Raw genomic sequence first — 26673 nt, 5'->3', positions numbered from 1 at the left:
GACAGGGAACAAAAAATAAAAAGCCGGCGGAGGGCCGCCGGCGGGGAGCAAACATCGTCAGGCGATTATTTGCCTTTGTTTTCCAGATTCTCAACCTGCGGTAAACCGGTTGCCGAGGAGGCGCTCAGCAGGCCAGACTGGGCATAGCCGAACAGCTTCTCGCGGGTATCGGTGATATCCAGATTACGCATGGTCAGCTGACCGATACGGTCTTCGGCGGTAAACATGGAATCGCCTTTTTCCATGGTCAGACGCTCTGCTTTATAGGTCAGGTTGTCTGAAACGGTATTGAGGATCGAGTAGTCGTTACCGCGACGCAGCTCAAGGGTAACTTCGCCGGTGATCTGGCTCGCGACCCAGCGCTGCAGAGAATCACGCAGCATCAGCGCCTGGGAATCGAACCAGCGTCCCTGATACAGCAGGCGGCCCAGCTGACGACCGTGGGCATGGTATTGCTCGATTGTGTCTTCGTTATGGATACCGGTCAGCAGACGCTCGTAGGCGATATGCAGCAGCGCCATCCCGGGGGCTTCATAAATACCGCGGCTTTTCGCTTCGATAATGCGGTTTTCAATCTGATCGCTCATCCCCAGACCGTGGCGGCCGCCGATGCGGTTGGCTTCCAGCATCATCTCGACGTCGTCAGCGAAGGTTTTGCCATTCAGCGCCACCGGATGGCCTTGCTCAAAGCGTACGGTTACCTCTTCCGCTGGGATCTTCACGTTTTCGTCCCAGAACTTCACGCCCATAATCGGGTTGACGATTTTCACGCTGGAATTGAGGAATTCGAGGTCTTTCGCTTCGTGCGTCGCGCCGAGCATGTTGGAGTCAGTGGAATAGGCTTTTTCAACCGACATCTTGTAGTCAAAGCCGCAGGCGATCATAAATTCGGACATTTCGTGCCGGCCGCCGAGCTCATCGATGAAATCACTGTCCAGCCACGGCTTGTAAATCTGCAGTTCAGCATTGGTCAGCAGGCCGTAACGATAGAAACGTTCGATATCGTTGCCTTTATAGGTGCTGCCATCGCCCCAGATGTTGACGCCATCTTCTTTCATTGCCGCCACCAGCATGGTGCCGGTGACCGCGCGGCCCAGCGGCGTGGTGTTGAAGTAGGTCAACCCACCGGTGGTGTTATGGAAAGCGCCACACTGAATCGCCGCGATCCCTTCTGCGACCAGCTGTTTGCGGCAGTCGATCAGACGGGCACCTTCAGCGCCATACTCTTTCGCGCGGCGCGGAATAGCATCGTAGTCGTCTTCGTCCGGTTGACCCAGGTTAGCGGTATATGCATAAGGCACGGCGCCTTTTTTGCGCATCCATAACAGCGCGGCGCTGGTATCCAGTCCACCAGAGAAAGCGATACCAATACGTTGACCAACCGGGAGATGCTTGAGAATCGTCGTCATAAAATAAAACCCTGCTCGATAGACTGTGGTGAGTTCGACTCAACAACCTTAACTGCATTTTTATGCATTAATTGTGAGTATTCATTTAACCATCTTTTACTGGCGACAGGAAGGGCTTCATCATCTTTTTGCTAAAAAAGCCTGAAATACCAGCACAAACGGCAATCGGGGGCGATAAAAAGCATGTTGACAAAATATACTAATTGCCGATACAATTCACCCCGATTTTATGTCCCGTCTTCGGTACCAAATCCCAGCAGTATTTGCGTCTTTTGCTCAATAAGAGTAAAATATGCCACGTTTCAGGCGCGGGGTGGAGCAGCCTGGTAGCTCGTCGGGCTCATAACCCGAAGGTCGTCGGTTCAAATCCGGCCCCCGCAACCACTTTCCCATTAAGTACTTTTTCAAATATACTGTGAGGACTAAGTGTCCTTCGTAGCCGAATTTGAAAGAATTCTTGCGGAAGGTGTTCCAGATCGCCATGGCGATCTCAGGGTTCAGTTATCTAAAGCCCCGATTTATCGGGGTTTTTTGTTATCTGACTTCAGAATAACTGGGCTATACGCCCTTTTTTTATGTCTTGGGGGTGGGTTTGTCCACATTAGAGCAAAAATTGACAGAGATGCTCACAGCGCCGGTTGAAGCGCTTGGCTTTGAGCTGGTCGGCATCGAATTTATTCGCGGTCGCACATCCACACTGCGCATCTATATTGATAGTGAAGATGGCATCAACGTTGATGATTGTGCTGATGTGAGCCACCAGGTAAGCGCCGTCATGGATGTTGAAGACCCGATCACTGTCGCTTACAACCTGGAAGTCTCTTCGCCTGGTCTCGACCGTCCGATGTTCACCGCCGAACACTACCAACGTTTCACTGGCGAAGAAGTTGCGCTGGTGCTGCGCATGGCGGTTCAGAACCGTCGCAAATGGCAGGGCATTATCAAAGCGGTAGACGGTGAAATGATCACGGTAACCGTCGAAGGCAAAGATGAAGTGTTCGCGCTGAGTAACATCCAGAAGGCGAACCTGGTTCCCCACTTTTAACAGTCTGGATTGAGGTGAAAGGCCCCGATGAACAAAGAAATTTTGGCTGTTGTTGAAGCCGTTTCCAACGAAAAAGCGCTGCCGCGCGAGAAAATTTTCGAAGCGCTGGAAAGCGCGCTGGCAACGGCCACCAAGAAAAAATACGAACAAGAGATCGACGTTCGCGTAGAAATCGACCGTAAGAGCGGCGATTTCGACACCTTCCGTCGCTGGCTGGTTGTTGAAGAGGTGACTCAGCCGACGCGCGAGATCACGCTGGAAGCAGCGCGTTACGAAGATGAAAGCATGAACGTCGGCGACTATGTCGAAGATCAGATTGAATCTGTTACCTTCGACCGTATCACCACGCAGACCGCTAAACAGGTTATCGTGCAGAAAGTCCGCGAAGCCGAGCGCGCGATGGTGGTAGATCAGTTCCGCGAGCACGAAGGTGAGATCATCACCGGCGTGGTGAAAAAAGTGAACCGCGACAACATCACCCTGGATCTGGGCAACAACGCTGAAGCCGTGATCCTGCGTGAAGATATGCTGCCGCGTGAAAACTTCCGTCCGGGCGACCGCATCCGCGGCGTACTGTACGCTGTCCGTCCGGAAGCGCGTGGCGCCCAGCTGTTCGTGACCCGTTCCAAACCTGAGATGCTGATCGAATTGTTCCGCATTGAAGTGCCGGAAATCGGTGAAGAAGTGCTGGAGATCAAAGCGGCGGCTCGCGATCCGGGCTCTCGTGCCAAAATCGCGGTGAAAACCAACGACAAGCGCATCGACCCGGTTGGCGCTTGCGTCGGTATGCGCGGTGCGCGCGTGCAGGCCGTCTCTACTGAGCTGGGCGGCGAACGCATCGATATCGTCCTGTGGGATGATAACCCGGCGCAGTTCGTGATCAACGCCATGGCGCCGGCAGACGTCGCGTCTATCGTGGTGGATGAAGATAAACACACCATGGATATCGCGGTAGAAGCGGGCAACCTGGCGCAGGCGATTGGCCGTAACGGTCAGAACGTTCGTCTGGCTTCGCAGCTCAGCGGCTGGGAACTCAACGTGATGACCGTTGACGACCTGCAGGCTAAGCACCAGGCGGAAGCGCATGCCGCTATCGATACCTTCACCAAATATCTCGATATTGATGAAGATTTCGCGACAGTGCTGGTTGAAGAAGGCTTCTCCTCGCTGGAAGAGCTGGCCTATGTGCCGATGAAAGAACTGCTGGAAATCGACGGTCTGGATGAAGCCACCGTTGAAGCACTTCGTGAGCGTGCGAAAAACGCACTGACTACGCTGGCGCTGGCTCAGGAAGAAAGCCTGGGAGATAACAAACCTGCCGATGATTTGTTGAATCTGGAAGGTCTGGATCGTGCCCTGGCATTCAAACTGGCTGCCCGTGGTGTTTGTACGCTGGAAGATCTCGCCGAGCAGGGCGTTGATGACCTGGCTGATATCGAAGGGATGACCGACGAGAAAGCTGGCGAGCTCATCATGGCCGCTCGCAACATTTGTTGGTTCGGCGACGAAGCGTAATAAACTGTAGCAGGAAGGAACAGCATGACAGATGTGACTATTAAAGCGCTGGCCTCAGAGATTCAGACCTCTGTGGATCGCCTGATACAGCAATTTGCTGACGCAGGCATCCGCAAATCGGCTGATGATTCTGTGACCGCGCAAGAGAAACAAACTTTGTTGACGCACCTGAACCGTGAACACGGCTCGGCGCCCGACAAGCTGACGTTGCAGCGTAAAACCCGCAGCACGTTGAATATTCCAGGTACCGGTGGAAAGAGTAAATCGGTACAAATCGAAGTCCGCAAGAAACGCACCTTTGTGAAACGCGATCCGCAAGAGGCTGAACGTCTGGCCGCGGAAGAGCAGGCGCAGCGTGAAGCGGAAGAGCAGGCCCGTCGTGAAGCTGAAGAAGCAGCGAAACGCGAGGCGCAATTAAAAGCTGAACGTGAGGCCGCAGAACAAGCTAAACGTGAAGTCGCTGATAAAGCGAAACGTGAAGCTGCGGAAAAAGACAAAGTGAGCAATCAACATACCGACGAAATGACCAAAACCGCCCAGGCTGAAAAGATCCGCCGTGAGAACGAAGCCGCGGAACTGAAGCGCAAATCGGAAGAAGAAGCACGCCGCAAACTTGAAGAAGAAGCGCGCCGTGTAGCGGAAGAAGCACGCCGTATGGCAGAAGAAAACGAAAAAAATTGGTCTGAAACCTCAGACAGCCCGGAAGATAGCAGCGACTATCACGTCACTACGTCACAGCATGCTCGTCAGGCTGAAGATGATAACGATCGTGAAGTTGAAGGCGGTCGCGGCCGTAGCCGTAGCAGCAAAGCGGCGCGTCCGGCGAAGAAAGGCAACAAACACGCTGAATCTAAAGCTGATCGTGAAGAAGCCCGTGCGGCCGTTCGCGGCGGTAAAGGCGGTAAGCACCGTAAAGGTTCCGCTCTGCAGCAGGGCTTCCAGAAGCCGGCGCAGGCCGTTAACCGTGACGTTATCATCGGCGAAACCATCACCGTTGGTGAACTGGCTAACAAGATGGCGGTGAAAGGTTCTCAGGTCATCAAAGCGATGATGAAACTGGGCGCCATGGCGACCATTAACCAGGTCATCGACCAGGAAACCGCGCAGCTGGTTGCCGAAGAGATGGGCCACAAAGTTATCCTGCGTCGTGAAAACGAACTGGAAGAAGCGGTAATGAGCGACCGTGACACCGGCGCTGCGGCTGAACCGCGCGCACCGGTCGTGACCATCATGGGTCACGTTGACCACGGTAAAACCTCGCTGCTGGACTATATTCGTTCTACTAAGGTTGCCTCCGGCGAAGCGGGTGGTATTACCCAGCACATCGGTGCTTACCACGTAGAAACCGACAACGGCATGATCACCTTCCTGGACACCCCGGGCCACGCCGCGTTTACCTCCATGCGTGCTCGTGGCGCGCAGGCGACGGATATCGTGGTTCTGGTGGTGGCGGCAGACGACGGCGTGATGCCGCAGACCATCGAAGCTATCCAGCACGCTAAAGCGGCGCAGGTACCGGTGGTGGTTGCGGTGAACAAAATCGATAAGCCAGAAGCTGATCCGGATCGCGTGAAGAATGAACTGTCCCAGTACGGCATCCTGCCGGAAGAGTGGGGCGGCGAGAGCCAGTTCGTCCATGTTTCCGCGAAAGCCGGTACCGGCATCGACGACCTGCTGGACGCGATTCTGCTGCAGGCTGAAGTTCTCGAACTGAAAGCTGTACGTAACGGTATGGCGAGCGGCGCGGTCATCGAGTCCTTCCTCGATAAAGGTCGTGGCCCGGTGGCTACCGTTCTGGTTCGCGAAGGTACTCTGCATAAGGGCGATATTGTCCTGTGTGGCTTTGAATATGGCCGCGTGCGTGCGATGCGTGACGAACTGGGTCGCGAAGTGCTGGAAGCGGGTCCGTCCATTCCGGTGGAAATCCTCGGTCTGTCCGGTGTGCCGGCTGCGGGTGATGAAGTGACTGTGGTTCGTGACGAGAAAAAAGCGCGTGAAGTGGCACTGTATCGTCAGGGCAAATTCCGTGAAGTTAAGCTCGCGCGTCAGCAGAAATCTAAGCTGGAAAACATGTTCGCTAACATGACCGAAGGCGAAGTTCACGAAGTGAACATCGTGCTGAAAGCGGACGTACAGGGTTCTGTCGAAGCGATTTCCGATTCCTTACTGAAACTGTCTACCGACGAAGTGAAAGTGAAGATCATCGGTTCCGGCGTAGGTGGTATCACCGAAACCGACGCGACCCTGGCAGCAGCATCCAACGCGATTCTGGTTGGCTTCAACGTTCGTGCCGATGCCTCTGCGCGTAAAGTTATCGAAGCGGAAAGCCTGGATCTGCGTTATTACTCCGTCATCTATAACCTGATCGACGAAGTGAAAGCGGCGATGAGCGGCATGCTGTCTCCGGAACTGAAACAGCAGATCATCGGTCTGGCTGAAGTGCGTGATGTGTTCAAATCGCCGAAATTCGGCGCCATCGCGGGCTGTATGGTTACCGAAGGGACGATCAAACGTCACAACCCAATCCGCGTCCTGCGTGACAACGTGGTTATCTATGAAGGCGAGCTGGAATCCCTGCGCCGCTTCAAAGATGACGTTAACGAAGTCCGTAACGGCATGGAATGTGGTATCGGTGTGAAGAACTACAACGACGTTCGCGTTGGCGATATGATCGAAGTGTTCGAAATCATCGAAATCCAGCGTAGCATCGATTAATCATTTGATGGCTAAGCAGCCGGGGAAGCGAAGCGCCACCCGGCAATCATTTTAAAAAGGGGCTTTTGGCCCCTTTTTTGTCTTTATTCTGGAGAACTTATTATGGCGAAAGAATTTGGTCGCCCGCAGCGTGTGGCCCAGGAGATGCAAAAAGAGATTGCCATCATCCTGCAACGTGAAATCAAAGATCCGCGTCTGGGTATGATGACCACCGTTTCCGGTGTGGAAATGTCCCGTGACCTGGCCTATGCCAAGGTGTATGTCACCTTCCTCAACGACAAAGATGAAGCCGCGGTGAAAGCGGGCATCAAAGCGCTGCAGGAAGCTTCTGGTTTTATCCGCTCCCTGCTGGGTAAAGCGATGCGTCTGCGTATCGTGCCGGAACTGACTTTCTTCTACGACAACTCGCTGGTGGAAGGGATGCGTATGTCCAACCTGGTCACCAGCGTGGTGAAACACGACGATGAACGTCGTGTGAACCCGGACGACAGCAAGGAGGACTGATGAGTCGTCCTCGTCGTCGCGGCCGCGACGTGCACGGCGTATTGTTGCTGGACAAGCCTCAGGGCGCTTCCAGCAACGATGTGCTGCAGAAAGTAAAGCGTATTTATAACGCCAACCGCGCTGGCCACACCGGCGCGCTGGATCCGCTGGCGACCGGTATGCTGCCAGTGTGTCTTGGCGAAGCGACCAAGTTTTCCCAGTATCTGCTGGACTCCGATAAGCGTTATCGCGTGATCGCCAAACTGGGCCAGCGCACGGATACCTCCGATGCCGACGGTCAGGTGGTGGAAGAGCGTCCGCTAACCTTTAGCGACGAGCAGCTGGCGGCGGCGCTGGATAGTTTCCGCGGCGAGACGCAGCAGGTACCGTCGATGTACTCGGCGCTGAAGTATCAGGGCAAGAAGCTGTACGAGTATGCTCGTCAGGGCATTGAGGTCCCGCGTGAAGCCCGGCCGATTACGGTCTATGAGCTGCTGTTTATTCGCCATGAAGGCGATGAACTGGAGCTGGAGATCCACTGCTCGAAAGGCACCTACATCCGGACGATTATCGATGATTTAGGTGAAAAGCTCGGCTGCGGCGCGCACGTGATTTTCCTGCGTCGCCTGGCGGTGAGCAAATACCCGGTTGAGCGGATGGTGACCCTCGAGCAGCTGCAGGCGCTGGTCGATCAGGCGGCAGCGCAGGATATTCCTGCCGCGCAGCTGCTTGATCCGCTGCTGATGCCGATGGACAGCCCGGCGTCGGACTATCCGCTGGTGGCGATTCCGGAGACCTCCGCGGTTTACTTTAAAAACGGTAACCCGGTTCGTCAGTCAGGCGCGCCGCTTAACGGGCTGGTGCGGGTGATGGAAAACGAATCCGGCAAGTTTCTCGGCATGGGCGAAATTGACGATGAAGGCCGCGTGGCGCCGCGTCGTCTGGTGGTGGAATACCCGGCGTAAGCGCTTTTCTTGCGATAAAAGCCTGCTACGAGTAGAATATCGCCGCTTAACGTCCGCTAAAGTGTTTTAACATTTTCGGGCGTTGCATCAGGGGTCGCTGAATTAGAGATCGGCACCCTTTCTTTCTTTTAATTTTTGGAGTTCTAAAATGTCTCTAAGCGTTGAAGCTAAAGCAAAAATCGTTTCTGAGTTTGGTCGTGGCGAAAACGACAGCGGTTCTACCGAAGTTCAGGTTGCACTGCTGACTGCACAGATCAACCACCTGCAGGGCCACTTTGCAGAGCACAAAAAAGATCACCACAGCCGTCGTGGTCTGCTGCGCATGGTTTCTCAGCGTCGTAAACTGCTCGACTACCTGAAACGTAAAGATGTTGCACGTTACGCTGCGCTGATCGAGCGTCTGGGTCTGCGTCGCTAATTCTGCGAGTTTCAGAAAAAGGGGCCTGACGGCCCCTTTTTTCGACCGGGCGGCAGCAATTCATTCAAAACTCATGTATTGTTGCTAGTAATGATCTTCATGCAGAGGTTCGCGCGGCTAATGAGAGGCTTCATCCGCAGGGGCGGGTAAAGGTTGTCATTAGTCGCGAGGATGCAGAGGATCGGGTCAATAGACGCTATGTCTTTGATATGGCGTGATTTATAGATAAAAAGGATAGAATTTTGCTTAATCCGATCGTTCGTAAATTCCAGTACGGCCAGCATACCGTAACCCTGGAAACCGGCATGATGGCGCGCCAGGCAACGGCCGCTGTGATGGTTAGCATGGATGACACCGCGGTATTCGTGACCGTTGTGGGTCAGAAAAAAGCGAAGCCAGGCCAGGACTTTTTCCCGCTGACTGTTAACTACCAGGAGCGTACTTACGCTGCCGGTAAAATCCCGGGTGGTTTCTTCCGTCGTGAAGGCCGTCCAAGCGAAGGCGAAACCCTGATCGCGCGTCTGATTGACCGCCCGGTTCGCCCGCTGTTCCCGGAAGGCTTCGTTAACGAAGTTCAGGTTATCGCCACCGTCGTTTCCGTTAACCCGCAGGTTAACCCGGATATCGTCGCGATGATCGGCGCTTCCGCTGCGCTGTCCCTGTCTGGTATTCCGTTCAATGGCCCAATCGGCGCCGCGCGCGTGGGTTACATCAACGACCAGTACGTACTGAACCCAACCCAGGAAGAACTGAAGTCCAGCAAACTGGATCTGGTGGTTGCCGGTACTGAAGCGGCCGTGCTGATGGTTGAATCCGAGGCTGAACTGCTGAGCGAAGACCAGATGCTGGGCGCGGTGGTCTTCGGCCACGAGCAGCAGCAGATTGTTATTCAGAACATCAACGACCTGGTGAAAGAAGCCGGTAAACCGCGTTGGGACTGGCAGCCGGAAGCCGTCAACGAAGCGCTGAACGCGCGCGTGGCTGCGCTGGCTGAATCCCGCCTGAGCGATGCTTACCGTATCACCGACAAACAAGAGCGTTACGCTCAGGTTGACGTGATCAAATCTGAAACCATCGCCACGCTGGTAGCAGAAGATGAAACCCTGGACGCTAACGAGCTGGGTGAAATCCTGCACGCCATCGAGAAAAACGTGGTTCGTAGCCGCGTACTGGCAGGCGAGCCGCGTATCGATGGCCGCGAAAAAGACATGATCCGTGGTCTGGACGTTCGTACCGGCGTACTGCCGCGTACTCATGGTTCCGCACTGTTCACCCGTGGCGAAACGCAGGCGCTGGTTACCGCGACTCTGGGTACCGCACGCGACGCGCAGAACATCGACGAACTGATGGGCGAGCGCACCGACTCCTTCCTGTTCCACTACAACTTCCCTCCGTACTCCGTAGGCGAAACTGGCATGGTGGGTTCTCCGAAGCGTCGTGAAATCGGTCACGGTCGTCTGGCTAAGCGCGGCGTTCTGGCCGTAATGCCGACAATCGACGAATTCCCGTACACCGTTCGCGTGGTATCTGAAATCACCGAATCCAACGGTTCTTCTTCCATGGCCTCCGTCTGTGGCGCCTCTCTGGCGCTGATGGATGCGGGTGTGCCGGTGAAAGCCGCCGTTGCGGGTATCGCAATGGGTCTGGTGAAAGAAGGCGACAACTTCGTCGTTCTGTCTGACATCCTGGGTGACGAAGACCACCTTGGCGATATGGACTTCAAAGTTGCGGGTTCCCGCGACGGTATCTCTGCGCTGCAGATGGATATCAAAATTGAAGGTATCACCAAAGAAATCATGCAGGTTGCTCTGAACCAGGCTAAAGGTGCGCGTCTGCACATCCTGGGCGTGATGGAGCAGGCGATTAACGCGCCGCGCGGCGATATCTCTGAATTCGCACCGCGTATCCACACCATCAAGATCAACCCGGACAAGATCAAAGACGTTATCGGTAAAGGCGGTTCTGTTATCCGTGCCCTGACCGAAGAAACCGGCACCACCATCGAAATCGAAGATGACGGTACCGTGAAGATCGCAGCGACCGACGGCGATAAAGCACAGCATGCTATCCGTCGTATCGAAGAGATCACCGCTGAGATCGAAGTTGGCCGCATCTACAATGGTAAAGTGACCCGTATCGTTGACTTTGGCGCGTTCGTTGCCATCGGCGGCGGTAAAGAAGGTCTGGTTCACATCTCGCAGATCGCTGATAAGCGCGTTGAGAAAGTGACTGACTACCTGCAGATGGGTCAGGAAGTGCCGGTTAAGGTTCTGGAAGTTGACCGCCAGGGCCGTGTTCGTCTGAGCATCAAAGAAGCAACTGAACAGACTCCGTCTGCCGCAGCGCCGGAAGCTCCGGTCGCCGAGCAGGGCGAGTAAGGTTGCCGTTAGCCCTCCGCTTTTGCGGAGGGCGTTTTACGGGCAGGACGCCTCGTTTGCAGCCGGGGAACAGGACGTTCATCCAATCGTTGTCTTCGGGAGTGGGAAATGAAGCCTTTTTTGCGCTGGTGTTTCGTGGCGACAGCTCTCACGCTGGCAGGATGCAGTAGCACCGCCTGGCGTAAGGACGCCGTCCTCGCAGTACCATTGCAACCGACTTTACAGCAAGAAGTGATTCTGGCACGCATGGAACAAATTCTTGCCAGTCGGGCTTTATCCGATGACGAACGCGCACAGCTTTTATATGAGCGCGGAGTGTTGTATGATAGTCTCGGTCTGAGGGCATTAGCGCGAAATGATTTTTCACAAGCGCTGGCAATCCGACCCGATATGCCTGAAGTATTCAATTACTTAGGCATTTACTTAACGCAGGCAGGCAATTTTGATGCTGCCTATGAAGCGTTTGATTCTGTACTTGAGCTTGATCCAACTTACAACTACGCGCACTTGAACCGCGGTATCGCCCTGTATTACGGCGGCCGGGCTAAGTTAGCGCAAGATGATCTGCTGGCGTTTTATCAAGACGATCCCAATGATCCTTTCCGTAGCCTGTGGCTTTATATCGCCGAGCGTAAACTCGACGAGAAGCGGGCGCTTGAAGCACTCAGAGAGCGCTTAAACAAGTCGGACAAAGAGCAATGGGGATGGAACATTGTCGAGTTCTACCTTGGCGACATTAGCGAAAAAGAGCTGATGACTCGTCTGAAGGCAGACGCAACGGATAACACCTCGCTCGCTGAGCATCTCAGTGAAACCAACTTCTATTTAGGTAAGTACTACCTAAGTCTGGGGGACAAGGACAGCGCTACGGCACTGTTCAAACTGGCGGTCGCTAACAACGTACATAACTACGTTGAGCACCGATACGCATTGTTGGAATTATCGCTCTTGGGCCAGGAGCAAGATGACCTGGCAGAATCGGACCAGCAATAGCTGACGAACACATCAGCCCATAGTTTTTTGCTTGCCATCACCTTTGCGGGTGAGGGCGTTGTTGTTCGTTAATACACCTACTTTGAGCCGGTTCACACTTTTCAATGAAAATTACCGTAAATTTTCACGATGAGTTATGTAGACTGGCCGCCATTAATTTTGAGGCACACGTACTACATGGCTGAATTCGAAACCACTTTTGCAGATCTGGGCCTGAAGGCTCCCATCCTTGAAGCGCTTAACGATCTGGGTTACGAAAAACCATCTCCGATCCAGGCTGAGTGCATTCCGCATCTGCTGGACGGCCGCGATGTTCTGGGTATGGCCCAGACCGGTAGCGGTAAAACCGCAGCGTTCTCTTTACCGCTGCTGAACAACATTGATCCTGAGCTGAGAGCACCACAGATTCTGGTGCTGGCGCCGACCCGCGAACTGGCGGTACAGGTTGCTGAAGCAATGACGGAATTCTCTAAACATATGCGCGGCGTAAACGTGGTTGCCCTGTACGGCGGCCAGCGTTATGACGTGCAGCTGCGCGCTCTGCGTCAGGGTCCGCAGATCGTTGTCGGTACCCCGGGTCGTCTGCTGGACCACCTGAAGCGCGGCACGCTGGATCTCTCTAAACTGAGCGGTCTGGTACTGGACGAAGCCGATGAAATGCTGCGCATGGGCTTTATCGAAGACGTAGAAACCATTATGGCGCAGATCCCGGAAGGTCATCAGACCGCGCTGTTCTCTGCCACCATGCCGGAAGCGATTCGTCGCATTACCCGCCGCTTTATGAAAGAGCCGCAGGAAGTGCGCATTCAGTCCAGCGTCACCACGCGCCCGGACATCAGCCAGAGCTACTGGACGGCCTACGGCATGCGTAAAAACGAAGCGCTGGTGCGCTTCCTGGAAGCGGAAGACTTTGATGCGGCGATTATCTTCGTGCGTACCAAAAACGCGACCCTGGAAGTGGCTGAAGCGCTGGAGCGTAGCGGCTATAACAGCGCCGCGCTGAACGGCGATATGAACCAGGCGCTGCGTGAGCAGACGCTGGAGCGTCTGAAAGACGGTCGTCTGGACATTCTGATCGCTACCGACGTTGCGGCCCGTGGTCTGGACGTTGAGCGTATCAGCCTGGTTGTTAACTATGACATCCCGATGGATTCCGAGTCTTACGTTCACCGTATCGGCCGTACCGGTCGTGCGGGTCGTGCTGGCCGCGCCCTGCTATTCGTTGAGAACCGCGAGCGTCGCCTGCTGCGTAACATCGAACGTACGATGAAACTGACGATCCCTGAAGTAGAACTGCCAAACGCAGAACTGCTGGGCAAACGTCGCCTGGAAAAATTCGCGGCTAAAGTTCAGCAGCAGCTGGAAAGCAGCGATCTGGACCAGTACCGTGCGCTGCTGGCGAAAATCCAGCCGACGGCGGAAGGCGAAGAGCTGGACGTGGAAACGCTGGCCGCCGCGCTGCTGAAAATGGCCCAGGGCGAACGTTCTCTGATCGTCCCGCCGGATGCGCCGATGCGTCCTAAGCGTGAGTTCCGCGATCGTGATGACCGTTTCGAGCGTCGTGGCGACCGTAATGACCGCGGCCCGCGTGGCGATCGTGAAGATCGTCCGAAGCGTGAGCGTCGTGATGTTGGCGAGATGGAACTGTACCGCATTGAAGTAGGCCGTGATGACGGCGTTGAAGTTCGTCATATCGTTGGCGCGATCGCTAACGAAGGCGATATCAGCAGCCGTTACATCGGTAACATCAAGCTGTTCGGTTCTCACTCCACCATCGAACTGCCGAAAGGTATGCCGGGCGAAGTACTGCAGCACTTTACTCGCACCCGCATCCTGAACAAACCGATGAACATGCAGCTGATGGGCGATGCGCAGCCGCGCACTGAACGTCGTGAAGGCGGTCGTGGTTTCGGCGGTGAGCGTCGTGAAGGCGGCCGTAGCTTCGGTGGCGAACGTCGTGAAGGCGGTCGTGGTGATGGTCGTCGTTTCAGCGGCGAACGTCGTGAAGGCCGTGCGCCGCGTCGTGACGATGCAGCTGCGCCGCGCCGTGATGACTCCGCTGGTCGTCGTCGTTTCGGTGGCGATGCGTAATTAGCGCAACACGCTAGCGTAAAGTAAATAATACAGCCCCGATCGCCATGATTGGGGCTTTTTTTATTCCTTTTGTACTCGTGTACTGGTACAGTGCGTCGCACCCACTGTGGGAAAGTTTTTTTGACTGGAGATTTCGGTAAATGGCGACACTAACCACTACAACCACCCGGCCGTCCCTGTTTGGCGGCGTGGTGATTATCGGCGGCACGATTATTGGCGCGGGCATGTTCTCGCTGCCGGTGGTGATGTCCGGCGCGTGGTTCTTCTGGTCGCTGGCGGCGCTGGTTTTTACCTGGTTCTGCATGTTGCACTCCGGTCTGATGATCCTGGAAGCCAACCTCAACTACCGGATTGGCTCCAGTTTCGACACCATCACCAAAGACCTGCTCGGCAAGGGCTGGAACCTGGTGAACGGCGTGTCGATCGCCTTTGTGCTGTATATCCTGACTTACGCCTATATTTCGGCGAGCGGTTCGATCCTGCACCATACCTTCAGTGAAATGTCGCTGAACGTACCGGCGCGCGCGGCGGGCTTCGGCTTTGCGCTTCTGGTGGCATTTATTGTCTGGATGAGCACCAAAGCGGTGAGCCGCATGACGGCTATCGTGCTCGGCGCCAAGGTCATCACCTTCTTCCTGACCTTCGGCAGCCTGCTGGGACACGTCGAACCGACGACGCTGTTTAACGTCGCGGAGAAGAATGCCTCCTATGCGCCCTACCTGCTGATGACTCTGCCGTTCTGCCTGGCCTCGTTTGGCTATCACGGTAACGTGCCGAGCCTGATGAAATATTATGGTAAGGATCCGCGCACCATTACCCGCTGTCTGATTTACGGTACGCTGCTGGCGCTGGGTCTGTACGTGGTCTGGCTGCTGGTGACGATGGGCAATATCCCGCGTCCGCAGTTTATCGATATTGCGCAGAAGGGCGGTAACATTGATGTACTGGTACAGGCCCTGAGCGGCGTACTGAATAACCGCGGCCTGGATCTGCTGCTGGTAGTGTTCTCCAACTTTGCCGTCGCGAGTTCGTTCCTCGGCGTGACGCTGGGTCTGTTCGACTATCTGGCGGATCTGTTTGGCTTTGACGATAGCGCGATGGGGCGCTTTAAGACCGCGCTGTTGACCTTTATCCCGCCGATGCTCGGTGGGCTGGTGAAACCAGATGGTTTCCTTTACGCCATCGGCTATGCCGGCCTGGCGGCGACGGTATGGGCGGCCATTGTGCCGGCGCTGCTGGCCCGCGCTTCGCGTAAACGCTTCGGCAGCCCACAGTTCCGCGTGTGGGGCGGAAAAGCGATGATTGTGCTGATCCTGCTCTTTGGTCTCGGCAACGCGGTGGTGCACTTCCTGTCGAGCTTTAATCTGCTGCCGGTTTATCAGTAAGGTTAATGCCCGGTGGCATAACATCCACCGGGCTGACGTTTGTGTTACCCCAACAGCTCCTCTTTCACCTGCATCGCTAAATCGAAAGAATGCAGGCGAGCCTGATGGTCGAAGATCTGGCCGTTGACCATGATTTCGTCCGCCTTGGTTTCGCGCAGAATGGACTCTAAGCCGTGGCGGACTTTCGTTTTATCGCCGACCAGCGACATGCTTAACGCCTGCTGCACGCCATACTGCTCGGACGCTGACCACAGCTGATGCATATTTTCCACCGGCGGCGGCAGCTGTCCGGTTTCGCCGCGCCGCAGCTTAACGAACGCCTGCTGCATAGAGGTAAAGAGGAACTCCGCATCGCGGTTGCTGTCGGCGGCGATAATATTGATACACACCATCGCGTACGGTTTTTCCAGCCGCGCCGAAGGTTTGAAATTGCTGCGATACAGATGCAGCGCCTGGAACAGCATATCCGGCGCGAAATGCGAGGCGAAAGCAAACGGCAGGCCGAGCTGCGCCGCCAGCTGGGCGCTGTACAGGCTTGAGCCCAGCAGCCACACCGGAATTCGTTCGCCATAGCCGGGAACCGGACGCACGTGCGGGTTCGGATCGCGGGCGTCAAACCAGTCCACCAGTTCCGCCACGTCGCGCGGGAAGTTATCGACATCGCCGCTCATATGGCGGCGCAGGGCGCGCATGGTCGGCTGATCGCTGCCTGGCGCGCGGCCAAGGCCGAGATCGATACGCCCGGGATAAAGGGTATTCAGGGTGCCGAACTGCTCGGCGATCACCAGCGGTGAGTGGTTGGGCAGCATCACCCCGCCGGAACCGAGATGCAGAGTGGTGGTATTGGCGGCGAGATAGCCTATCAGCACCGAGGTCGCCGCGCTGGCAATGCCGACCATATTATGGTGCTCCGCCAGCCAGTAGCGGTGATAGCCGCGCGATTCGGCCAGCCTGGCGAGATCCAGAGAGTGGGTAAAGGCTTCTTTGGCAGAAGATCCTTGCGGGATCGGCGCCAGGTCGAGCACCGAGAACGGAACAGATTTGTCAGTCATAAAGGCTCACTTTGCTACAGCATCGTCATCAGATTGAAGGTCTTCTTCCAGCCTGGCGCATCCTGGACGCGCCAGCCAGAAAAGCTGCATCTTTAATAATGCATTAAAATCTGAGCACTGTTGTTAACAAAGTGAGCGGTTTATCAGGCTTGCAGCACCAGACCGGGCAGCCGTTTCCAGTAGCCGTTGCAATCACTATTGCTGGTAAGATCCAGTGGCGCAGCACCGTTTTCGTTGGCGCGGAAGGCCTCTAGCATAGCGAAGGTTTCGTTGCCCATCGGCGACAGGCGCACCATATCCACCAGGCCGTGCATCGAGGTTAACTCGTTGCCAAGGTTATAGACGTAGCCGCTCATCGTCTGGATACCGTTGAGCACGAACACCTGCTGGTTCTCCTGCGACAGCATGCTGCGTCCGGTCGGGTACTTGATGCAGCAGGTTTCGCATTCGTCCTTTGGTCGGTCTTCCGAGCGGGCGGTAAAGCAGCGCGCGGAATAGGCCAGCGGCAGATGGCCGTAGCTCAGCACTTCCACTTCAAACTGGTTGCGAATACCCAGCTCTTCGCACTGGGTCAGTAAATTTGCCAGCCAGTCGCGGGAAAGCTCTACCGGCATGCACCAACGCATCATGCCTTGTTTCAGCAGCAGGCGCAGAGTGACGGCGTTATAGCAGTTCAGCGCATGCCCGGCGACGAACGGCAGCTTGCGTTCGGCGCAGAGGTTCACCACGCCAAGGTCGCTGGCCTCAATCAGGAACTCGCCGTTAGCGACATAGCGCTTCAGTTCGCCCAGTTCGGAAGAGGCCTGCACCAGCGCGAGGGTAGACAGCACCACCTGTTTGCCGCTACCGGCCAGCGCTTTTGCCATCTCGATCCAGTCGCCAACTTTGGTGGCGCGGCGTTTGCTGCACACGGCTTCGCCGAGATAAATGGTGTCGGCGCTGCTGTTTGCCGCCTGCTGGTAAAAATCTTCCAGCGTCTCTTTTGGCCAGTAGTACAGCACCGGCCCTAATGAATATTTCATGTTTCTCACTGCCATTTACGGTGATAGGCGCCAAGGGTGGTTTGCGTCCCTTCGGACATCGAACCAAGGGTTTCCATCCAGGCGGATTGCGGCACAAAATTCTGCGGATCGGCTTTGCAGCGGTCGATCGCCTGGCGCCAGACTTTCGCCACCTGGGTGACGTACGCCGGGCTGCGCTGACGGCCTTCGATTTTCACCGAGGCGATATTGGCGGCCATCAATTCCGGCAACAGCTCCAGGGTGTTGAGGCTGGTGGGTTCTTCCAGCGCGTGATAGCGCTCGCCATCGACCAGATAGCGGCCTTTGCACAGCGTCGGATAGCCGGCGTTTTCGCCATCCTGATAGCGGTCGATCAGCACCTCATTAAGGCGAGATTCCAGCCCCTGCGGCGTTTGCTGCCAACGCACGAAGCGGGCAGGTGAACAGGCGCCGACGGTATTCGGCGATTCGCCGGTCAGGTAGGAAGAGAGATAGCAGCGGCCTTCCGCCATGATGCACAGGCTACCGAAGGCGAAGACTTCCAGCGGCACCGGCGTGGCACGGGCCAACTGCTTCACCTGGTGAATAGATAACACTCGTGGTAGTACGACGCGTGCCACGTCAAAGTTGCGATGATAGAAGCGAATGGCCTCTTCATTGGTGGCGGAAGCCTGCACCGAAACGTGACGCTCAATGTGTGGATAACGCTCCGCGGCATACTCCAGCATGGCGATATCGGCCAGGATCAGCGCATCGGCGCCCAGCTGGGCGGCCATGTCCACCGCGCGCTGCCAGCGGGCGTAGCCGTCGGGATGGGCGAAGGTGTTGATCGCAATATGTAGCTTACGACGGTGCTGATGCACAAAGCTGACGGCTTCCTGCAGTTTCTTTTCGGTGAAATTAAGGCCGGCAAAGTGGCGGGCGTTGGTGTCATCTTTCAGCCCGATATAGACGGCATCGGCGCCGTTTTCGATGGCCGCCTTAAGCGCCGGAAGGTTACCGGCTGGGCAGAGCAGCTCCATAATTTTTCCTGAAAAATGCGGCCCGTCAGGGACGCTGAATGGTTAACGAGCAGGGATTTTAGTTAACCTTCTGGTGACAATTTTTGATTTGAGGCAGTTAAAAGTGTATTGGTGGCGCCAATAACTGGCGGCCGTCATCGCGTTTTTGTTGATTTACGCCGCTATGTTGTTTATGTGATATGGCACAATAGCGGAACAATTGCATTCATGGAGTAAAGCTTGTGTTGGATAAACTGCGTTCCCGGCTGGTCCACTTTGGCCCGTCTTTACTGAGCGTGCCGGTTAAGCTGGCGCCTTTTGCCCTCAAGCGCCAGGTGCTGGAGCAGGTGCTAAGCTGGCAGTTCCGTCAGGCGCTGGCAGAGGGAGAACTGGCGTTTCTCGAGGGGCGCTGGTTAAGTATTCATGTGCGTGACATCGGTCTGCTGTGGTATACCTCGGTAGTCGATGGTCGCCTGGTGGTCAGCCAGCAGGCCGACGCCGACGTCAGCTTCAGCGCCGACGCCAGCGATCTGTTAATGATTGCCGCGCGCAAGCAGGATCCGGATACGCTATTCTTCCAGCGTCGTCTGGTGATTGAAGGCGATACGGAGCTGGGGCTGTACGTAAAAAATTTGATGGACGCCATTGAGCTCGAGCAGATGCCAAAAGCGCTGCGCGTGATGTTGCTGCAACTGGCGGATTTTGTCGAAGCTGGACTGAAGAGCCCGCAGAAACCTGAACAGACATCGGTAGGTGAGGCATGCTGATTCGAGTGGAGATTGGGATTGATGCACCGGGAATCGACGCGCTGCTGCGTCGTACCTTCGGCCGCGATGCCGAAGCGCAGCTGGTGCACGATCTGCGTGAAGATGGACTGATCACGCTGGGGGTGGTGGCAACGGATGATGAAGGCCAGGTGATCGGCTACGTTGCCTTCAGCCCGGTTGCAGTGGAAGGTGAAGAGCTGCAGTGGGTCGGTCTGGCGCCGTTGGCGGTGGATGAACACTATCGTGGACAGGGCATTGGCCGGCAACTGGTCTATGAAGGGCTGGATTCGCTGAATGAGTTCGGCTATGCCGCGGTGGTGACGCTGGGCGACCCGGATTTATACCGTCGCTTCGGCTTTGAGCCGGCCGCGCGCTTCGATCTCCGCTGCCGCTGGCCGGACAGCGCGGAGGCGTTCCAGGTTCACCGTCTGGCGGATGACGCTCTCGAAGGCGTCCACGGCCAGGTAGAATACAGCGACCATTTTAATCGCCTTTGAGCCTCGCCAGCAGGGTATCGAAGGCATCCTCTCCGGCAACGAGGCGCTCTTTTTCGCGCTTCGTTAGCTGCTTAACGCGGTATTCCAGTCGCAACGCAAGTGAGTGTTCACCAACCTCGTGGCTAAAGGCCAGCAGCAGGTCGCCTTTACCGCGCAACGCCTTCGCGCCTTTTCCCGCCTGATGCTGGCGAAAGCGGCGCGGCACATCGGTGGTGATGCCGGTATAAAGGCGATTATCCGCGGTTCGAATGAGATACAGAAACCAGCACACGGTCACAAAGTCACTATGGTAAGGTGTGTGCACCATAGCATAATGGAGAAGAAAGATGGAAACCCTTGCTGCCATTGGTCGCTGGCTGAGTAAGCAGCACGTCGTCACCTGGTGCGTCTCCCGCGACGACGAGCTGTGGTGTGCGAATGCCTTTTACGTCTATGACCAGGATACCGTGGCCTTTTATCTGCTCAGCGATGAGCACACCCGCCACGGTCAGATGACTGGCGAACGGGCGAAAGTGGCCGGTACGGTTAATGGCCAGCCAAAAACCGTGGCCCTGATCCGCGGCGTGCAGTTCAAAGGCGAGATCCGTCGTCTGAGCGGTGACGAAGAGGCGCGGATGCGCCAGCGCTACGTCAAGCGCTTTCCGGTGGCCCGCATGCTGTCGGCGCCGGTATGGGAGATTCGTCCGGACGAAATCAAGTTTACCGATAACACGCTGGGCTTCGGGAAAAAGTTACACTGGCGGCGTGATGCCGGCGCCGAGCAGGCGTAGCGCTTCACGATTGAAGGCCGGCAGATCGTCCGGCGTTCTGCTGGTGACCAGCTGTTCGTTATCGACCACCACCTCCTGGTCGTAAAACTCGCCCCCGGCGTTTTTCACATCCACCACGATAGGCTTCACCGCCGTGAGCTTACGCCCGCGGATCACATCGGCGCTGATCAGCAGCTGCGGGCCGTGGCAGATGGCAAACACCGGCTTCCCGCCATTGACGAAATCGCGGGTAAAGGTGACGAAGCGTTCATCCCCGCGCAGCTGATCAGGAGAATAGCCCCCGGGCAGCAGCAAGGCATCAAATTCGCCCGGTGTGACGTCATCAATGGCTCTGTCGATGGCGACCTCCGCTTCCCCCTGTTTACCCTTCACTGTCTTGCCAGCCTGCTTTTCGATCGTGACGACCTGATGCCCGGCGAGCTTGAACGCGTCGGCGGGAGAGGTAAATTCAGAATCTTCAAAGTCGTCGGTAATGAGCACGGCTATCTTTTTACTCATGCTTCCTCCGCTATCTGGATGGTCAATGAGGTAATTCCATGATGATGGTGGATACTTACCTTGTAAGGTATTAAGCCTGGAACATGAGCCCGAAAGTGCAAGGCGGAGAATTCTGTAAAGGAGAATCAATGAGTCAGGTATTATTAACCGGTGCGACCGGGTTAGTTGGCGGTCACTTACTCCGGCTGCTGCAGAATGAGCCGAGCATCAGCTCCATCGCCGCCCCGACGCGTCGCCCGCTGGCGCCAGCGGAAGGTGTCTTTAATCCTCACGATCCCCAGCTGACCGATGCCCTGGCGCAGGTGGTCGACCCGGTCGATATCGTCTTCTGCTGTCTGGGAACAACGCGTCGGGAAGCGGGAAGCAAAGAGGCCTTTGTCCATGCTGATTACACGCTGGTTATCGATACGGCACTGGCCGGAAAACGGCTTGGCGCGCAGCATATGCTGGTGGTCAGCGCGATGGGCGCCAATGCCCACTCGCCGTTTTTCTACAATCGGGTGAAGGGGGAAATGGAGGCGGCGTTGATTGAACAGGCCTGGCCGCGGCTGACCATCGCCCGGCCGTCGATGCTGTCAGGCGAGCGGGAAAAAAAACGGGCCAATGAGACTTTCCTCGAACCGCTGTTCCGGCTGCTGCCAGGAAACTGGAAAGCGATTCCGGCCCGTGACGTGGCGATTGCCCTGCTGGCGGAGGCGCTGTCGCCCTCCCAGGAAGGCGTGCAAATTCTGACGTCATCCCAGCTGCGGGAGCGCGCCGCGCAGCAGGCTGAATAGCGTTTTGCAAACGCAAATATCCGGCGTACTATTCACGGCTTCAATTCATATCCACATTTCTTGCTGGGGAATGCTATGACTGGTCAGTCTTCATCTCAGGCGGCGTCACCGTTTCAATGGTGGAAACCCGCGCTTTTCTTTCTCGTCGTGATTGTCGGCCTGTGGTTTGTCAAATGGCAGCCCTATTACGGGAAAGCCTTCACCGCCGCGGAAACCCACAGTATCGGTAAATCCATTCTGGCCCAGGCCGACGCTAACCCGCTGAAAGCCGCGTGGGACTATGCGATGGTTTACTTCCTCGCCGTCTGGAAAGCGGCAGTGCTCGGCGTGCTGCTCGGGTCGCTGATTCAGGTGCTCATCCCGCGCGATTGGCTGCTGCGCACCCTGGGACAATCGCGTTTTCAGGGCACGCTGCTGGGGGCGATTTTCTCGCTGCCTGGCATGATGTGCACCTGCTGCGCCGCGCCGGTCGCGGCCGGCATGCGTAAACAGCAGGTGTCGATGGGCGGGGCGCTGGCGTTCTGGATGGGTAACCCGCTGCTCAACCCGGCGACGCTGGTGTTTATGGGCTTTGTCCTGGGCTGGCAGTTTGCGCTGGTTCGCCTGGTCGCTGGCCTGGCGACGGTGCTGATTGTTGCGACCCTGGTGCAGAAATGGGTGAAAGAGGCGGCGACGCAGCCGGTAGCGGTGCCTGCTGCACCGTCGGAAGCGGCCAGAGACAGCTTCTTTAGCCGCTGGCTGCGGGCGCTGTGGACCCTGTTCTGGAATACGATCCCGGTTTATATCCTCGCGGTACTGGTGCTGGGAGCGGCGCGGGTCTGGCTGTTCCCGCATGCCGATGGCGCGGTGGATAACACGTTGTTCTGGGTCATCGCGATGGCGATCGCCGGCTGCCTGTTTGTGATCCCTACCGCGGCGGAAATTCCGATTGTGCAGACGATGATGCTGGCCGGCATGGGGACAGCGCCCGCGCTGGCGCTGCTCATCACTCTGCCGGCGGTGAGCGTGCCGTCGCTGATTATGCTGCGCAAAGCCTTCCCGGCCAAAGCGCTGTGGCTGACGGGCGGACTGGTGGCGCTGTGCGGGGCGATTGTCGGTGCGCTGGCGCTGGTGTAGTTTGCCGTAAACGTATGGATAGCCGGATTGGCTGCCGGGCGGCGGCTACGCCTTACCCGGCACACAACGGACAGGGGACGGTAGCCCGGCTAAGCGCAGCGCCAGCCGGGAGACTGCAGGTTTATTTGATGTAGGTAAAGGCGGTAGTCACCCGGGACACGCCGCTCACCCGGCTGGCAATATCCGCGGCAGCCCGGCCTTCGCGCTCGGTCACCAGCCCCATCAGGAAGACTTCGCTGTTTTCCGTGGTCACCTTCACGTTCGAGGATTTGACCTGATCGGTGCTCAGTAGCTGCGAACGCACCTTGGTGGTAATCCAGGTATCAGACGAGGCGGTCCCTAAACCAATCGGCTGGCCCTGGCGCACTTCATTAAACACTTCCGTGGTCCCTTCCACGCCCATGGCGATTTGCTTGGCGCGGGCGGAGAGGTCCGGCGTCGGCGACTGGCCGGTCAGCAGGACTTTGCCCTGATAAGCCGTGACGTTGATGCGGGCCTGTTTCTTAATCTGTTCATCTTTCGACAAGGCGCTATTGACGCGCAGTTCCAGGGTGCTGTCATCGACCTGGGTTCCCACCGTACGCGGGTCCGTTGCGGCTTTAGTGCCGACAGCTGCCGTTCCGACTACCGCGGCGGCAACGCAGCCCTGCAGCAATAGTGCAGAAAGCAGGATGGCGAGGGGCGAGAGAGCCTTCATGTGTTCTCCTTAATCGTCCTGGTGTGGAAAAAGGGTGTTATCTATCAAATCGCACAGACAGTTGACGGTTAGCATATGCATCTCCTGAATACGCGCGCTGCGATGCGAGGGGATGCGGATTTCGACATCCTGCTGACCTAAGAGGCCAGCCAGCTCACCGCCGTCATAGCCGGTTAACGCGACGATAGTCATGTCGCGAGTCACGGCGGCTTCCACCGCTTTGACGATATCCCGGCTGTTACCGCGCGTAGAGATCGCCAGCAGCACATCGCCGGCGTGTCCCAGGGCGCGCACCTGCTTGGCGTAGATCTCGTCATGCAGGCGATCGTTGGCGATCGCGGTTAAGACCACATTATCGGTATTTAGTGCAATGGCGGGTAAACCAGGGCGTTCCGTTTCAAAACGATTAATCATGCTGGCAGCAAAATGCTGTGCGTTGGCGGCGGAGGTGCCATTACCACAACAGAGGATTTTGTTGCCGTTGAGCAGGGACTGCACGAGCGTCATCGCCGCCCGGGAGATGGCGTCCGGGAGTGCTTCCGCTGCGGCAATTTGGGTTTGAATGCTTTCGGTAAAGCAGGCTTTGATTCTGTCGAGCACGGGATCCCTTACTTCTGGTATTACGCTATTCGCCAAAGGCGTTTTTTAGCCATTGGATGTCGTTTCCGGTGAAGGCTACCACATCGAAACGGCAATCCACAGTCTCAAAGCTCCCATTCTGTCGGCAGAGCCACAAACGGGCGGCTTTAAGCAGTCGTTGTTGTTTTTGCGGGGTGACGCTGGCCGCCGCGTCACCGTACCGGGCGCTACGGCGGTAGCGCACCTCGACAAAAACGGTGACGGCGCCGTCGCGCATGATGAGGTCAATTTCGCCGCCACGCTCGCGGGCATTGGCGGCGATAAAACGCAGGCCCTGGCCTTCCAGCCAGCGGCGAGCCTGGTTTTCCCAGGCATCGCCAGTCTGTTTGCTTAGCTGGCCGGAACGATTTTTCCCTGCTGGTACTTGAGCCATGACAGTTTCCTGTTAATCACGCAGTCCTGGGTGGCCGTCAGATCGCCGGTATTGCCGTTCAGCTCGAAGCCCGGCGTTTGGCGCATTTGCGTGAAGTGGTTCGCCAGTGACCAGGCGTCAGCTCCCATGGCATACAGGCGCGCCAGCGAGTAGTCATTACGTACAGCGGACAGCGCCTGCTGCATCAGCGCCGGGTTGCTGCCGGCCAGCATCGGGATCTCACTATACTGCAGCCCTTCCATCTCCAGACGGAAATCCGGCCCTGCGGTGCCCTGGGCGCTGCGCGAGCTGGCGTACAGGGTGACATTGTTTTGACTGCCGTTGCGCATGGCGATCATGGGTTTGATATAGGCAATCTGTTCCGGGGTGGCGAGGATATAGGCGGCGTCCACGCTGCCGCCGCTGCTCACCGGCATCTCATCCGCACTGCCGAGGGAACTGTTCTGGGCCGAAGGCAGGGTGGAGACCGGGGTGCCGGTCAGCGCAATGCCCCCTCCGCCGTTGACGCCGGCGCGCAGCTCGGCCGTGGATCCAAAACGCTGCTGCAGGACGCTGGCGCCGCCCAGCTTCAGCCATTCGTCGGCAAACGCGCTAACCACGCGATCGCCCAGCGCACCGCGCGGAACCAACAGCAGTGGCGTCTGCTTGCCCTGTTGGTGGATATGTCGGGCCGCGTCACGCGCTTCGTCTTCCGGGGAAAGCGCGAAATAGCAGAGGTTAGCGCGGCTTTCGACTTTCTCCGGCTGGTTGAGGGCCAGTACATTGAGCGGCGTGTTGCTCTTAATCACATCATCTACGTTCTCTTTCAGCAGCGGCCCGACGACTAAAGTGGCGCCATCCTGCTGAGCCTGGGCAAGCAACTGACTGATGGGCTGGCTGGTGGTGTCGTAAATTTTCAGTTCCGCAGAGGGGTTGGCGGCGCTGGCGACTGCGGGCTGAGGCTGTGCGGTCGGGGCGGTGACCGGCTGAGTGACCGGGGAAGCGGTGGTCTGCGGCGTGGCGGACGCTGCCGGCGCCTGGGCTGTAGGTTCCGCGGCAGGCGCCGCCTGGTCTTGTGCCGGGGCTTGCACCGGTTCAGCGCGGCTTCCGGTGGCGGTTAGATCGCTGACTTCTGCCTGCGACGGACTCACTACATCATCATTACCGGAGACATTCGCCGCCTGGGCAACCTGCGCGGGAACCGCGCTACCCGTCACCGACGGCGCACCATTTTTGGCGGCTTCAAAGCCCTGCTGGATAGTGCGGCCGAAGATCGACGCCTGACCGTTCAGCGGCAGAAAAAGCGCAATCTTGTTGGTGGACGCAGGCTTATAGTTTTGCATGTTCACCAGCGCCGTCGGCAGCATTTTGGCGCCCGGATTTTGCGGATAGCGCGTCTGCCAGTCTTTAACGCCTGCTTTCAGCAGCGTCGGATCGTTGCGGTTGTCAAACCACATCCGCTGCAGATCCAGCCAGCCCTGGAGGGTATTTTCATCGGCGTTGATCACCAGCGCATTGGCCTGGTCCTGGGGCATCGAGGTGAGCGCTTGCCACGTCGCATCAATATTTTTCTGACGCTGTTTCGCGTCACTCAGCAGCGGCTGCTGGGCGATTAAGGCGCGCAGCAGGGTCAGCGATGGTTTGCCCTGGCTGGCATCGATTTGCGCCTGCCAGTAGCGCGCCTGCTGGGGTTGATCCAGGCTTGTCGGGTCGAGCTTTGCCAGCAGAGTACGAGCGCCCTGATAGTCGTTTTGCGCCAGCTTCACTTCCACCGCCAGCAGCGACTGTTCACGGGCCTGGGTGCTGTTCAGGTTCGACGGCAGCTGGTTGTACAGGTCGATGGCCTGCTGCTTCTTCCCTTCCTGCAGCAGTGCACGAATGGCGAGTAATTGCCAGTTGGTCTTGCTATCATTCGTGCTTTGCTGCATCTGCTGTAGGTAGAAACTGGAGTTGGCCTGCGATGTACCCTGCATAAACGCCGTGCTTTGATCCTGCGTGTGGGTGCCGCAGCCAGCAAAAAGAAGCGTCGCCAGCAATACGGGCAGACAGCGCGCGGGCTTAGAACGAAGAAATGTTGACGGTACCATAAGTGTCCAGTGATATTTTT

Annotated in this window: 26 protein-coding genes and 1 tRNA gene; 17 read left to right on the top strand and 10 right to left on the bottom strand. The window is 57.0% G+C overall.

Annotated elements, in window-relative coordinates; genetic code table 11:
- Positions 1–65: 65 nt before the first annotated feature.
- On the bottom strand, positions 66–1409 hold the full coding sequence (gene argG / locus HMPREF3142_RS12565; RefSeq protein ID WP_008806631.1) for an argininosuccinate synthase: 1344 nt from the start codon (positions 1407–1409) through the stop codon (positions 66–68).
- Positions 1410–1716: 307 nt separating this feature from the next.
- Between argG and HMPREF3142_RS12560 the strand changes: the two genes are divergently transcribed.
- The 12 genes from HMPREF3142_RS12560 (at position 1717) to mtr (ending at position 15400) form a co-directional block, all read left to right on the top strand.
- Positions 1717–1793, top strand: a tRNA-Met gene (locus HMPREF3142_RS12560).
- 208 nt (positions 1794–2001) lie between these two features.
- Entirely contained in the window at positions 2002–2454 is a 453-nt protein-coding gene (gene rimP, locus HMPREF3142_RS12555) for a ribosome maturation factor RimP (RefSeq protein ID WP_002918364.1), read from the top strand.
- A 27-nt stretch (positions 2455–2481) separates the two neighbouring features.
- Positions 2482–3969 (top strand): transcription termination factor NusA, encoded by a 1488-nt coding sequence (nusA, locus tag HMPREF3142_RS12550; RefSeq protein WP_008806630.1) that lies wholly within the window; start codon positions 2482–2484, stop codon positions 3967–3969.
- A gap of 24 nt (positions 3970–3993) precedes the next feature.
- Positions 3994–6684 carry a translation initiation factor IF-2 gene (gene infB, locus HMPREF3142_RS12545; RefSeq protein ID WP_008806629.1) on the top strand — a complete coding sequence of 897 codons (2691 nt, stop codon included), beginning with the start codon at positions 3994–3996 and terminating at the stop codon, positions 6682–6684.
- Positions 6685–6786: 102 nt separating this feature from the next.
- Complete coding sequence (gene rbfA / locus HMPREF3142_RS12540) at positions 6787–7188, top strand: 30S ribosome-binding factor RbfA (protein ID WP_002918248.1); 402 nt, start codon at positions 6787–6789, stop codon at positions 7186–7188.
- The gene (gene truB, locus HMPREF3142_RS12535; RefSeq protein WP_008806628.1) at positions 7188–8132 is read left to right on the top strand and encodes a tRNA pseudouridine(55) synthase TruB; all 945 of its coding nucleotides are present in this window, start codon (positions 7188–7190) and stop codon (positions 8130–8132) included. Before rbfA ends, truB begins: the two co-directional genes overlap by 1 nt.
- Before the next feature lie 148 nt (positions 8133–8280).
- The gene (gene rpsO / locus HMPREF3142_RS12530) at positions 8281–8550 is read left to right on the top strand and encodes a 30S ribosomal protein S15 (protein WP_012540479.1); all 270 of its coding nucleotides are present in this window, start codon (positions 8281–8283) and stop codon (positions 8548–8550) included.
- A 242-nt stretch (positions 8551–8792) separates the two neighbouring features.
- A complete protein-coding gene (gene pnp / locus HMPREF3142_RS12520; RefSeq protein ID WP_008806626.1) occupies positions 8793–10928 on the top strand; it encodes a polyribonucleotide nucleotidyltransferase in 2136 nt (711 codons plus the stop codon).
- Positions 10929–11036: 108 nt separating this feature from the next.
- Complete coding sequence (nlpI, locus tag HMPREF3142_RS12515; RefSeq protein WP_002918241.1) at positions 11037–11921, top strand: lipoprotein NlpI; 885 nt, start codon at positions 11037–11039, stop codon at positions 11919–11921.
- Between the two features lie 104 nt (positions 11922–12025).
- Entirely contained in the window at positions 12026–12106 is an 81-nt protein-coding gene (yrbN, locus tag HMPREF3142_RS29035; protein ID WP_085903200.1) for a protein YrbN, read from the top strand.
- Positions 12099–14012: an ATP-dependent RNA helicase DeaD gene (gene deaD, locus HMPREF3142_RS12510; protein ID WP_070612108.1), complete on the top strand. Its 1914-nt coding sequence runs from the start codon at positions 12099–12101 to the stop codon at positions 14010–14012. Before yrbN ends, deaD begins: the two co-directional genes overlap by 8 nt.
- Before the next feature lie 143 nt (positions 14013–14155).
- The gene (gene mtr, locus HMPREF3142_RS12505; protein ID WP_012540482.1) at positions 14156–15400 is read left to right on the top strand and encodes a tryptophan permease; all 1245 of its coding nucleotides are present in this window, start codon (positions 14156–14158) and stop codon (positions 15398–15400) included.
- A 44-nt stretch (positions 15401–15444) separates the two neighbouring features.
- Here the strand turns inward: mtr and HMPREF3142_RS12500 are convergent, their stop codons facing one another.
- The 3 genes from HMPREF3142_RS12500 to ubiU form a co-directional block, all read right to left on the bottom strand.
- Complete coding sequence (locus HMPREF3142_RS12500; protein WP_022066332.1) at positions 15445–16452, bottom strand: luciferase-like monooxygenase; 1008 nt, start codon at positions 16450–16452, stop codon at positions 15445–15447.
- Between the two features lie 143 nt (positions 16453–16595).
- Positions 16596–17474 (bottom strand): U32 family peptidase, encoded by an 879-nt coding sequence (locus tag HMPREF3142_RS12495; protein WP_008806623.1) that lies wholly within the window; start codon positions 17472–17474, stop codon positions 16596–16598.
- 5 nt (positions 17475–17479) lie between these two features.
- Positions 17480–18475 carry a ubiquinone anaerobic biosynthesis protein UbiU gene (gene ubiU, locus HMPREF3142_RS12490; protein ID WP_004206164.1) on the bottom strand — a complete coding sequence of 332 codons (996 nt, stop codon included), beginning with the start codon at positions 18473–18475 and terminating at the stop codon, positions 17480–17482.
- Between the two features lie 221 nt (positions 18476–18696).
- Here ubiU and ubiT point away from each other — a divergent pair, with 221 nt between their 5' ends.
- Positions 18697–19221, top strand: a complete 525-nt coding sequence (gene ubiT / locus HMPREF3142_RS12485; protein ID WP_016161871.1) for a ubiquinone anaerobic biosynthesis accessory factor UbiT — start codon at positions 18697–18699, stop codon at positions 19219–19221.
- Positions 19215–19718, top strand: coding sequence for a GNAT family N-acetyltransferase (locus HMPREF3142_RS12480; protein WP_008806621.1), 504 nt, complete (start codon positions 19215–19217; stop codon positions 19716–19718). The genes ubiT and HMPREF3142_RS12480 overlap by 7 nt, the downstream gene beginning before the upstream one ends.
- Here HMPREF3142_RS12480 and HMPREF3142_RS12475 read toward each other — a convergent pair.
- Positions 19705–19995, bottom strand: a complete 291-nt coding sequence (locus HMPREF3142_RS12475; RefSeq protein WP_032691467.1) for a GIY-YIG nuclease family protein — start codon at positions 19993–19995, stop codon at positions 19705–19707. The genes HMPREF3142_RS12480 and HMPREF3142_RS12475 overlap by 14 nt on opposite strands.
- A 49-nt stretch (positions 19996–20044) precedes the next feature.
- On the opposite strand from HMPREF3142_RS12475, the gene HMPREF3142_RS12470 reads away from it, so the two are divergent.
- On the top strand, positions 20045–20488 hold the full coding sequence (locus tag HMPREF3142_RS12470) for a YhbP family protein (RefSeq protein ID WP_012540486.1): 444 nt from the start codon (positions 20045–20047) through the stop codon (positions 20486–20488).
- On the opposite strand, the gene HMPREF3142_RS12465 is transcribed toward HMPREF3142_RS12470, so the two are convergent.
- Positions 20450–20986: a type 1 glutamine amidotransferase domain-containing protein gene (locus tag HMPREF3142_RS12465; protein ID WP_008806618.1), complete on the bottom strand. Its 537-nt coding sequence runs from the start codon at positions 20984–20986 to the stop codon at positions 20450–20452. The two genes, HMPREF3142_RS12470 and HMPREF3142_RS12465, sit on opposite strands and share 39 nt — an antisense overlap.
- Positions 20987–21114: 128 nt before the next feature.
- On the opposite strand from HMPREF3142_RS12465, the gene HMPREF3142_RS12460 reads away from it, so the two are divergent.
- Together HMPREF3142_RS12460 and HMPREF3142_RS12455 are read left to right on the top strand one after the other, a co-directional pair.
- Positions 21115–21762, top strand: a complete 648-nt coding sequence (locus HMPREF3142_RS12460) for an NAD(P)H-binding protein (RefSeq protein ID WP_012967175.1) — start codon at positions 21115–21117, stop codon at positions 21760–21762.
- Positions 21763–21837: 75 nt separating this feature from the next.
- Positions 21838–22878 (top strand): permease, encoded by a 1041-nt coding sequence (locus HMPREF3142_RS12455; RefSeq protein ID WP_008806616.1) that lies wholly within the window; start codon positions 21838–21840, stop codon positions 22876–22878.
- A 121-nt stretch (positions 22879–22999) separates the two neighbouring features.
- On the opposite strand, the gene dolP is transcribed toward HMPREF3142_RS12455, so the two are convergent.
- Genes dolP through HMPREF3142_RS12435 form a run of 4 tightly spaced genes read right to left on the bottom strand, consistent with a single transcriptional unit; the run spans position 23000 to position 26653 of the window.
- Positions 23000–23575 (bottom strand): division/outer membrane stress-associated lipid-binding lipoprotein, encoded by a 576-nt coding sequence (gene dolP, locus HMPREF3142_RS12450; RefSeq protein ID WP_008806615.1) that lies wholly within the window; start codon positions 23573–23575, stop codon positions 23000–23002.
- 9 nt (positions 23576–23584) lie between these two features.
- Positions 23585–24175 carry a DnaA initiator-associating protein DiaA gene (gene diaA / locus HMPREF3142_RS12445; protein ID WP_002918211.1) on the bottom strand — a complete coding sequence of 197 codons (591 nt, stop codon included), beginning with the start codon at positions 24173–24175 and terminating at the stop codon, positions 23585–23587.
- 25 nt (positions 24176–24200) lie between these two features.
- On the bottom strand, positions 24201–24587 hold the full coding sequence (locus HMPREF3142_RS12440) for a YraN family protein (RefSeq protein ID WP_008806614.1): 387 nt from the start codon (positions 24585–24587) through the stop codon (positions 24201–24203).
- A complete protein-coding gene (locus tag HMPREF3142_RS12435; protein WP_023323315.1) occupies positions 24545–26653 on the bottom strand; it encodes a penicillin-binding protein activator in 2109 nt (702 codons plus the stop codon). The genes HMPREF3142_RS12440 and HMPREF3142_RS12435 overlap by 43 nt, the downstream gene beginning before the upstream one ends.
- Positions 26654–26673: the final 20 nt, after the last annotated feature.

The sequence above is a fragment of the Klebsiella sp. HMSC16C06 genome, from assembly GCF_001808325.1.
Classification (GTDB): Bacteria; Pseudomonadota; Gammaproteobacteria; order Enterobacterales; family Enterobacteriaceae; genus Klebsiella; species Klebsiella variicola.
Note: the sequence above shows the minus strand (reverse complement) of the source record. Positions and strands in the feature narration are given on the sequence as shown.

What these genes read in the sequence shown, in the direction of transcription:
- rbfA (WP_002918248.1), top strand. Translation starts at nt 6,787, where the DNA reads ATGGCGAAAGAATTTGGTCGCCCGCAGCGTGTGGCCCAGGAGATGCAA.
- HMPREF3142_RS12465 (WP_008806618.1), bottom strand. Translation starts at nt 20,986, where the DNA reads ATGAGTAAAAAGATAGCCGTGCTCATTACCGACGACTTTGAAGATTCT.
- HMPREF3142_RS12480 (WP_008806621.1), top strand. Translation starts at nt 19,215, where the DNA reads ATGCTGATTCGAGTGGAGATTGGGATTGATGCACCGGGAATCGACGCG.
- HMPREF3142_RS12460 (WP_012967175.1), top strand. Translation starts at nt 21,115, where the DNA reads ATGAGTCAGGTATTATTAACCGGTGCGACCGGGTTAGTTGGCGGTCAC.
- truB (WP_008806628.1), top strand. Translation starts at nt 7,188, where the DNA reads ATGAGTCGTCCTCGTCGTCGCGGCCGCGACGTGCACGGCGTATTGTTG.
- nlpI (WP_002918241.1), top strand. Translation starts at nt 11,037, where the DNA reads ATGAAGCCTTTTTTGCGCTGGTGTTTCGTGGCGACAGCTCTCACGCTG.
- rpsO (WP_012540479.1), top strand. Translation starts at nt 8,281, where the DNA reads ATGTCTCTAAGCGTTGAAGCTAAAGCAAAAATCGTTTCTGAGTTTGGT.
- ubiU (WP_004206164.1), bottom strand. Translation starts at nt 18,475, where the DNA reads ATGGAGCTGCTCTGCCCAGCCGGTAACCTTCCGGCGCTTAAGGCGGCC.
- yrbN (WP_085903200.1), top strand. Translation starts at nt 12,026, where the DNA reads ATGAAAATTACCGTAAATTTTCACGATGAGTTATGTAGACTGGCCGCC.
- HMPREF3142_RS12495 (WP_008806623.1), bottom strand. Translation starts at nt 17,474, where the DNA reads ATGAAATATTCATTAGGGCCGGTGCTGTACTACTGGCCAAAAGAGACG.
- HMPREF3142_RS12500 (WP_022066332.1), bottom strand. Translation starts at nt 16,452, where the DNA reads ATGACTGACAAATCTGTTCCGTTCTCGGTGCTCGACCTGGCGCCGATC.
- HMPREF3142_RS12440 (WP_008806614.1), bottom strand. Translation starts at nt 24,587, where the DNA reads ATGGCTCAAGTACCAGCAGGGAAAAATCGTTCCGGCCAGCTAAGCAAA.
- argG (WP_008806631.1), bottom strand. Translation starts at nt 1,409, where the DNA reads ATGACGACGATTCTCAAGCATCTCCCGGTTGGTCAACGTATTGGTATC.
- HMPREF3142_RS12455 (WP_008806616.1), top strand. Translation starts at nt 21,838, where the DNA reads ATGACTGGTCAGTCTTCATCTCAGGCGGCGTCACCGTTTCAATGGTGG.
- HMPREF3142_RS12470 (WP_012540486.1), top strand. Translation starts at nt 20,045, where the DNA reads ATGGAAACCCTTGCTGCCATTGGTCGCTGGCTGAGTAAGCAGCACGTC.
- HMPREF3142_RS12435 (WP_023323315.1), bottom strand. Translation starts at nt 26,653, where the DNA reads ATGGTACCGTCAACATTTCTTCGTTCTAAGCCCGCGCGCTGTCTGCCC.
- deaD (WP_070612108.1), top strand. Translation starts at nt 12,099, where the DNA reads ATGGCTGAATTCGAAACCACTTTTGCAGATCTGGGCCTGAAGGCTCCC.
- nusA (WP_008806630.1), top strand. Translation starts at nt 2,482, where the DNA reads ATGAACAAAGAAATTTTGGCTGTTGTTGAAGCCGTTTCCAACGAAAAA.
- dolP (WP_008806615.1), bottom strand. Translation starts at nt 23,575, where the DNA reads ATGAAGGCTCTCTCGCCCCTCGCCATCCTGCTTTCTGCACTATTGCTG.
- infB (WP_008806629.1), top strand. Translation starts at nt 3,994, where the DNA reads ATGACAGATGTGACTATTAAAGCGCTGGCCTCAGAGATTCAGACCTCT.
- mtr (WP_012540482.1), top strand. Translation starts at nt 14,156, where the DNA reads ATGGCGACACTAACCACTACAACCACCCGGCCGTCCCTGTTTGGCGGC.